The organism is Faecalispora jeddahensis (assembly GCF_000577335.1).
Classification (GTDB): Bacteria; Bacillota; Clostridia; order Oscillospirales; family Acutalibacteraceae; genus Faecalispora; species Faecalispora jeddahensis.
This window is the reverse complement of the sequence record NZ_CBYL010000082.1, coordinates 1-6,639: the sequence shown is the minus strand read 5'-3', so window position 1 is coordinate 6,639 and position 6,639 is coordinate 1. Positions and strand designations below refer to the sequence as shown.

General features: G+C 53.5%; 4 protein-coding genes and 1 pseudogene. All 5 read left to right on the top strand.

What is annotated here, in order from left to right:
* Positions 1-738 precede the first annotated feature (738 nt).
* On the top strand, positions 739-2,571 hold the full coding sequence (locus tag TY09_RS19000; RefSeq protein WP_009064005.1) for a substrate-binding domain-containing protein: 1,833 nt from the start codon (positions 739-741) through the stop codon (positions 2,569-2,571).
* Between the two features lie 51 nt (positions 2,572-2,622).
* Positions 2,623-3,414 carry a hypothetical protein gene (locus TY09_RS17180; RefSeq protein ID WP_042436914.1) on the top strand — a complete coding sequence of 264 codons (792 nt, stop codon included), beginning with the start codon at positions 2,623-2,625 and terminating at the stop codon, positions 3,412-3,414.
* A 21-nt stretch (positions 3,415-3,435) separates the two neighbouring features.
* A complete protein-coding gene (locus TY09_RS17175) occupies positions 3,436-4,953 on the top strand; it encodes a sodium:solute symporter family protein (RefSeq protein WP_009063971.1) in 1,518 nt (505 codons plus the stop codon).
* The gene (locus TY09_RS17170; protein WP_042436911.1) at positions 4,950-6,188 is read left to right on the top strand and encodes an AGE family epimerase/isomerase; all 1,239 of its coding nucleotides are present in this window, start codon (positions 4,950-4,952) and stop codon (positions 6,186-6,188) included. Before TY09_RS17175 ends, TY09_RS17170 begins: the two co-directional genes overlap by 4 nt.
* Before the next feature lie 81 nt (positions 6,189-6,269).
* Positions 6,270-6,639 (top strand): annotated as a pseudogene (locus TY09_RS17165) (alkaline ceramidase); the annotation flags it as partial.

Sequence of the window (6,639 nt, the reverse complement as noted above, 5' to 3'; positions counted from 1 at the left end):
CGCCAGTCGGGCCAGTGGGACCGGTAGGTCCAACAGCACCGTCAGCACCAGTCGGTCCTGTGGGGCCAGTGGGTCCAACAGCACCGTCAGCACCAGTCGGTCCTGTGGGGCCAGTGGGTCCAGTGGGACCGGTGGGGCCAGTAGGAGTGGTATCCTCAATTGTTACAATTGCGGAGCCCTGAGTTACAGTAATATCCAGCGTAGAGGACTGGAAAATCAAGCTTTCGCCAAAACCAACAGTGGCTGTTCCTACAGGTCCAATTACATTAAAGAGCGTTTCTCCGGGAGCAAATGTCCCGGTGGGGCCAGTGGGGCCGGTGGCTGCATTCCAAATAGGTCAAATCTGAAAAATTCCAGAAACAGTGGGCTTTGGTGCACCCGAAAACCCTTGCAATCGCATGAAATGCGGCAGGCAGCGGATTTCGTTTGTGCGAAAACGGTCCAAGGATTCTTATGGATCAGTTCATTTTTGATATAAGTCGACAAGGCGGAGATGAAAAAATGTAATTTGTATAGATGCATAAAACACAGGCTGAAAATATATCTAAATTCCAGATTGAAAAACGCAATATCCTATGATATTATACTAAAAACGAAGTTAATTTTGTGCAGATAGAAAACGTTTTCTATACTTTCTGATTTTAAGTAAGTGAATGGAGCTAAGTGCTCTGATTTATTTTTTGTACTTATAGAAAACGTTTTCTATCCGTTCTATGCTTTCCCGAAAGGAGTTCTCTGATGAAAAAATCATCTGACCGAAATGCACGTCGACCGACCATTTTAGATATTGCACAGCTGGCGCAGGCTTCTCCTGCGACCGTTTCCAGAGTACTGAATGATGCGGACTATCCTGTTACGGAAGAACTGCGCGAACGGGTGCGCAGCGCCGCCAGGCAGCTCAATTATCAGCCGAATATTTTCAGCCAGATGCTCAAAGGGGTTTCCAGCCGAGAGATAGGCATCATTGTCCCCGACCTGATCAACCCGTTTTATGCGCAGCTGGTTTCTGCAGTTGCAAAGCAGTGCGTGATTCACGGGTTTGCGCCAATTGTCTGCTGCTCTTACGACAGCCCGCAGTTGGAGGATCGGCAGATCGATATTCTGCTTCGTCAGCAGGTGGCGGGTATTCTGCTGTCTTCTATCAACGACAGTGACGACTCGCTGAAGAAACTCACCGGCCCCGGCGCCCCGCCCTTGATTTTATTTGACCAAAGTCATGAAGGCTTTACGGGGAACAGCGTTTCCTTCGATTTTTTAAAGGGCGGGTACATGGCCGCCCAGTACCTGATCCAATGCGGGCACCGAAACATTGCGTTTATGAGCCATCCGCTTACCCGCAGCAGCCGCAAGCAGATCTTCGACGGCTACTGCCGCGCCCTTTCTGAGGCCGGTATCGAAATCAAAAAGGAAATGGTGCTCATCCGTCCTGCAAAGCAGAATACGGAGAGCGATGTCGATTTCGATAACGGCAAGGCTTTGGCGCAGATGCTGCTGGGATGCTCCTGCCTGCCCGATGCCGTGATGGCGATCAACGATATCACCGCTATCGGCATCATCGATTCACTTTCCCAGCATGGCGTCAAGGTGCCCCGCGATCTATCGGTTATCGGGTTCGATAACATTCCCATGTCTGCCATGATCAGCCCTCCGCTGACCACGATTCACCAGCCGGCGCTTGAAACCGGCCACGCAGCGGCGGATATGCTGTTTGCACATATTGCAAATCCGGAACTGGATTCGACGCAAATCATGATTCAGCCCGAACTGGTGCTTCGCCAGTCGGTTAGAAAAAACAAAAATGCGATAAAAGGAGATCAGATCATGCATACCAAGTATGAAGAAGTAGAGCTTCAGATTTTTGAAAGCAGAGAGGAAATGGGCAGAGCCGCGGCTCAAGACGCTGCGGATACCATCCGCAGCATTCTGGAGCAAAAAGCCGCCGTCAACTGCATTTTTGCCGCTGCCCCTTCACAGAACGAGTTTCTTGATGCGTTCGTGCAGCAGAAGCTTCCATGGGACCGCATCAACGCGTTTCATATGGACGAATATGTCGGTCTTCCTCTTGGCAGCCCGCAGTCGTTCAACGGTTTTCTCAGCCGGTCGATTTTTGACCGTGTTCCGTTCGGTTCCGTTCACCTGATCAACGGCGCGGCGGATCCCCAGCAGGAATGCGCGCGTTACAGCGAGCTTCTGGAAAAGAACCCTCCCGACGTGGTGTTCCTCGGCATCGGCGAAAACGGCCATATCGCGTTTAACGACCCTGCTGTCGCGGATTTTCACGATTCGAAAAAGATCAAGGTGGTTCAGCTGGATATTGCCTGCCGCATGCAGCAGGTTCATGACGAGTGCTTCGCTTCCCTTGACCTGGTGCCCAAAGAGGCGCTGACCCTGACCGTTCCCATGCTGATCAGCGCACCGTACCTGTTCTGCATCGTGCCGGGTGAGCGCAAAGCCGGCGCGACTGCCGCCGCACTTACCGGGGAGATCAGCGAAGCCTGCCCCGCCAGCATCCTCAGGACCAAAAAAGGCTGCCGTATGTACATCGACCGCGACTGCGCCTCCAAGCTCTGATACGAAACGCGTACCGCACGCAGGAACACAGCAGGAAAGAGAGGGAACAACATGAAGTGGAGAAGCTCCAACGTATGGTATTTAGCGGGCATCGGCATTCCGCTGGCCATCATCGCCGTTCTGGGCATCAAGGCGCTCTGGCCCTCGATCTGGGGCGGCGCTGCCATCCTTGCCGTCACGGTGCTGCTGCTCAGGGCACTGATCGGCAAGACCCGGTTTATTCCTCATCCCCTTGCACAGTATGGCGAGCTCAAACCACAGGAGCTTGACCTGCCCGGGAACCCGGGTGTCGATCTCTATACAAGCGGTTCCATGTGCCGGTATGATTTTGTTCTGCGCATCGTTGAGTTCCTTTCGCCGTTTTCCTTCGAGGGCGGCCGACCCAAGGTCGTCATCAATCCCCGTCTGCTGGAAGAAAAGGGCGAGAGGTTTATGCAGATCGCCGTGATGCGCGAGGTGGAGCGCTACCGCAGAAATTATCAGGCAGTTTCGATTTTGCGGCTGGTGCTACCGTTGTTTGCCTTCGCGATTGCCGTCTTGACTGTTTTTGCGTTTGATATTCCGCTCACCGAGCGTCTGGGCGTCTTTTGGGTACAGTTTGCAATGCCGTTCCTGTTTACTATTTTGTTGGGTCTGCACCTGTTTTTCTGGAACAAGCGTATTTCCGCCATGGATGGGGAATTGGATTTGTTTTTAACGTCCGTTTTTACTGTCGAGGACGTTAAACGATATATCATCAGTGTGGGAGAATTGGAAAGGGGGTATGAAAAGTCCAAGACCAGCACACTGAACCAGCATTACATAAATACGCGGCTCAAACAACTGGAAAACCACAAAACTTAATATGAGAGGGGATTGTACTGAATGAATGTAGGGCATATGGAAAGTTTGGATTATGTCACCCTGGCGCTCTTCTTCCTGGTCATCATCGGCATCGGTATCTGGTCCAAACGTTCGATCAAAAGCTCGGAAGACTTTTACGTGGGAGGCGGAAAAATCCCATGGTGGCTGTCGGGCGTTTCCCATCACGTATCCGGATATTCCGGCGTTGTATTCGTTGGATATGCCGGTATCGCGTATGCGCACGGCACATCGATCTATTTTTGGTGGGCGGTCAACATCGCGCTTGCAACCGCACTCGGCGCAGTTACACTCGCGCCCAGGTGGCCCCGCCTGCGCCGCGCACTGGGAATCCAGTCGCCGACAGAGTACCTGAAAATGCGCTATAACACCGCCGCACAGCTGATCGTCGCGACCTCCGGCGTGATCGTAAAGCTGCTGGACGTGGGTGCGAAATGGGCGTCTCTCGGTATTCTGCTGCACGGCTTTACCGGTCTCCCGATTTGGATGGGCATCATCATCGGCAGCCTTGCGTCCATGATTTATGTATCCATCGGCGGCCTGATTGCAGACCTGCTCACAGATTTTGTGCAGTTTGGCGTCAATCTTCTGGCCGGGCTGCTGCTGTTCTTCGCTGTGCTGAATCACCTTGGCGAATACGGCCTGACCCTGACCACCATGTTCTCCGCTCTGCCGGCGAGCAGTGTCACGGTCTTTAACGAAGGCCGCGGGCAGGGCTCTCTGTCCTGGACTCTGCTGTATTTCTTTGTCGTATACTTCAGCTATAACGGCGGCACATGGAACCTTGCGGCACGCTTTATCTCCACTGAGGATGACCATCAGGCGAAAAAGGCGGCTTTCCTGTCCTCCGCGCTCTACCTGATCTGGCCGCTGATCCTGTTCTTCCCGATGTGGTGCGGCCCGATCCTGTTCCCCGGCTGGACACAGGCCGAGGCGGAAGCCTCCCTGTACGCGAGCCTTGCAGGCAGATTCCTCCCGGTTGGTCTTGTCGGCCTTGTGCTTGCCGCAATGTTCGCACAGACCATGTCTATGTGCAACTCGGATATGAACACCATTTCCGCGGTCATCACACGCGATATCCTGACCAAAATCAAGCCCTCGCTGAGTAAGCTGGGGGACAGCGAATCCCTGAAGCTTGCCCGTGCAACAACGATCGCTTTCACTGTCGGCACAGTTGTTATCGGTCTGCTTCGCGATCAGCTCGGCGGCGTTACCGGCATCATTCTCACCTGGTTTGCGGCGCTGCTCGGGCCCACCGCCATCCCACTGCTGTTCGGTCTGCTCCCGCAGTTTAAATACTGCGACAGCAAGGCGGCTATCGCCTCTATGATCGGCGGTCTGGGCGTGTTCGTCGTCACCAAGATGGGTGTACAGCTGTCTACCGATGTGGCGCTGATTGCTCCGCTGCTGACCTCATTCATCATCTTCCTGGGCGTCGGACTGTATAACCAGTATGTGAAGAAGATCGAGATCGACCCGCAGATTGAAGATTTGATGGCGAAATTGGAGAGTACAAAATGAATCAGAAACAGCTTTTTACCCAGTATGTTGATCTGATTCAGGATGATTTTGTCCCCTACTGGAATCGCTTTTACGATGAAGAAAAGGGCGGCATCCTCAACTGCATCAACAATGAGGGGGATCAAAAACTCAGCGACAATAAATTTACGTGGTCCGAAGGGCGGTATCTGTGGATACTCGGGCGCCTGTACGAGCTCAAACAGCAGGGCGTTCTGCCAAAGCTGGACGAAGAGGGCCTGCTGCGGCAGATGCAGGGCACCTACGGTTTTCTGACCCAGCATTCCATTTATGGCGACAACATCTGCTGCTATCTGCTTGACCGCGACGGGAATAAGCTTGAGGACAAACGAACCGGACGGTATGACGCAAGCATCTTTGCAGATTGCTTTGCGCTGATCGGAATGGCGCAATATACAAAAGCCGCCAGGCTGAAAGAAAACCTGACGGCAGTAGAAGCACTGTATGAAAGCATTGTCGCGCGGATCGAAAGCGGGGAGTTCCTGACCGAGCCGTACCCGATCCCCGAGGGATACCGTGTGCATTCCATCCCGATGATCATGGTCAATACCACTTACGAATACATCAAAATGCGCGAACGCTTTGACCTGCCCTGTGAGCAGCAGATTACCTATGGACTGGAAAAGGTGCGCAGTATTCTTGAAGACCTGTACCGCGGCGGCTACATCCGAGAGCATGTCTCTACCGACGAAAACTACGAAGCCCGCCTGCTCGACCGCCATGTCAACCCCGGGCATACGCTGGAGGACATGTGGTTCTGCGCGGAATTCCTGAAGGATTACGGCGATCTTCCGGCGTATCTGCCCCGCATTCTGGAGCTGGCGCGCAATGCCTTCGACATCGGCTGGGACCCCGAATATGGCGGCCTGCTGCGGTTTGTCGACCGTACCGGGGGAACACCCAAGGGCGTATCGGGCGACAGTGATTTTGAACGCCTGATTCAGGGCACATGGGACATGAAGCTCTGGTGGCCGCATTCCGAAGTCTTGTATGTATTTCTTTACTTGCATTCGCTTTCCGGCGAGCAGGACCTGCTGGAGCGGTACGAAAAAGCCAGCGCGTATGTATTCTCCACTTTTCCAAACAAGGAGCTGGGGGAGTGGATTCAAATTCGCAAACGTGACGGCACTCCCGAGGAAAAACTGGTGGCGCTTCCGGTCAAGGATCCGTTCCACATTCTTCGAAACTTCATTAAGATCGTTGAACTGTACCGGTGATCTTGCACGGCCACCCCGTGCTGCAACACGGGGTGGCCCACATCGCCGTTTCTTTCAGCCAAACAATGGGAGGGACCCTATATGCAGCTTGGAACTGCAAAACTGACCATTACGCCGCCGATGCCTGTGCGTCTGTGCGGATATGCGACGCGTACAACCTTGTTTGAACAGGTAAAAGAAGACATTTTCGTTCGCGTTCAGCTTCATCGCTGCGGGCAGGAACAGCTTCTGTTCGTTTATGGCGATCTTTTGTGGTGGGGTTCGGATTTTGTCGCGCAGACACGCGAAAAAATCTCATCTGCCTGCAAAATCGCGCAGGAACAGATTTTCTTTGTCGCATCGCATAACCACTCCGGCCCGCCCACCTGCGACCTGTTCACACCGTCTTTGGAAACTTACTCCCCCGCCTACGCACAGTTCCTGCAAGAACGTGTGCTTGAGGCGGTCGCGC

Excerpts from the sequence above, each read along its gene's own strand:
- TY09_RS17175 (WP_009063971.1), top strand. The coding sequence starts at position 3,436 with ATGAATGTAGGGCATATGGAAAGTTTGGATTATGTCACCCTGGCGCTC.
- TY09_RS17170 (WP_042436911.1), top strand. The coding sequence starts at position 4,950 with ATGAATCAGAAACAGCTTTTTACCCAGTATGTTGATCTGATTCAGGAT.
- TY09_RS17180 (WP_042436914.1), top strand. The coding sequence starts at position 2,623 with ATGAAGTGGAGAAGCTCCAACGTATGGTATTTAGCGGGCATCGGCATT.
- TY09_RS19000 (WP_009064005.1), top strand. The coding sequence starts at position 739 with ATGAAAAAATCATCTGACCGAAATGCACGTCGACCGACCATTTTAGAT.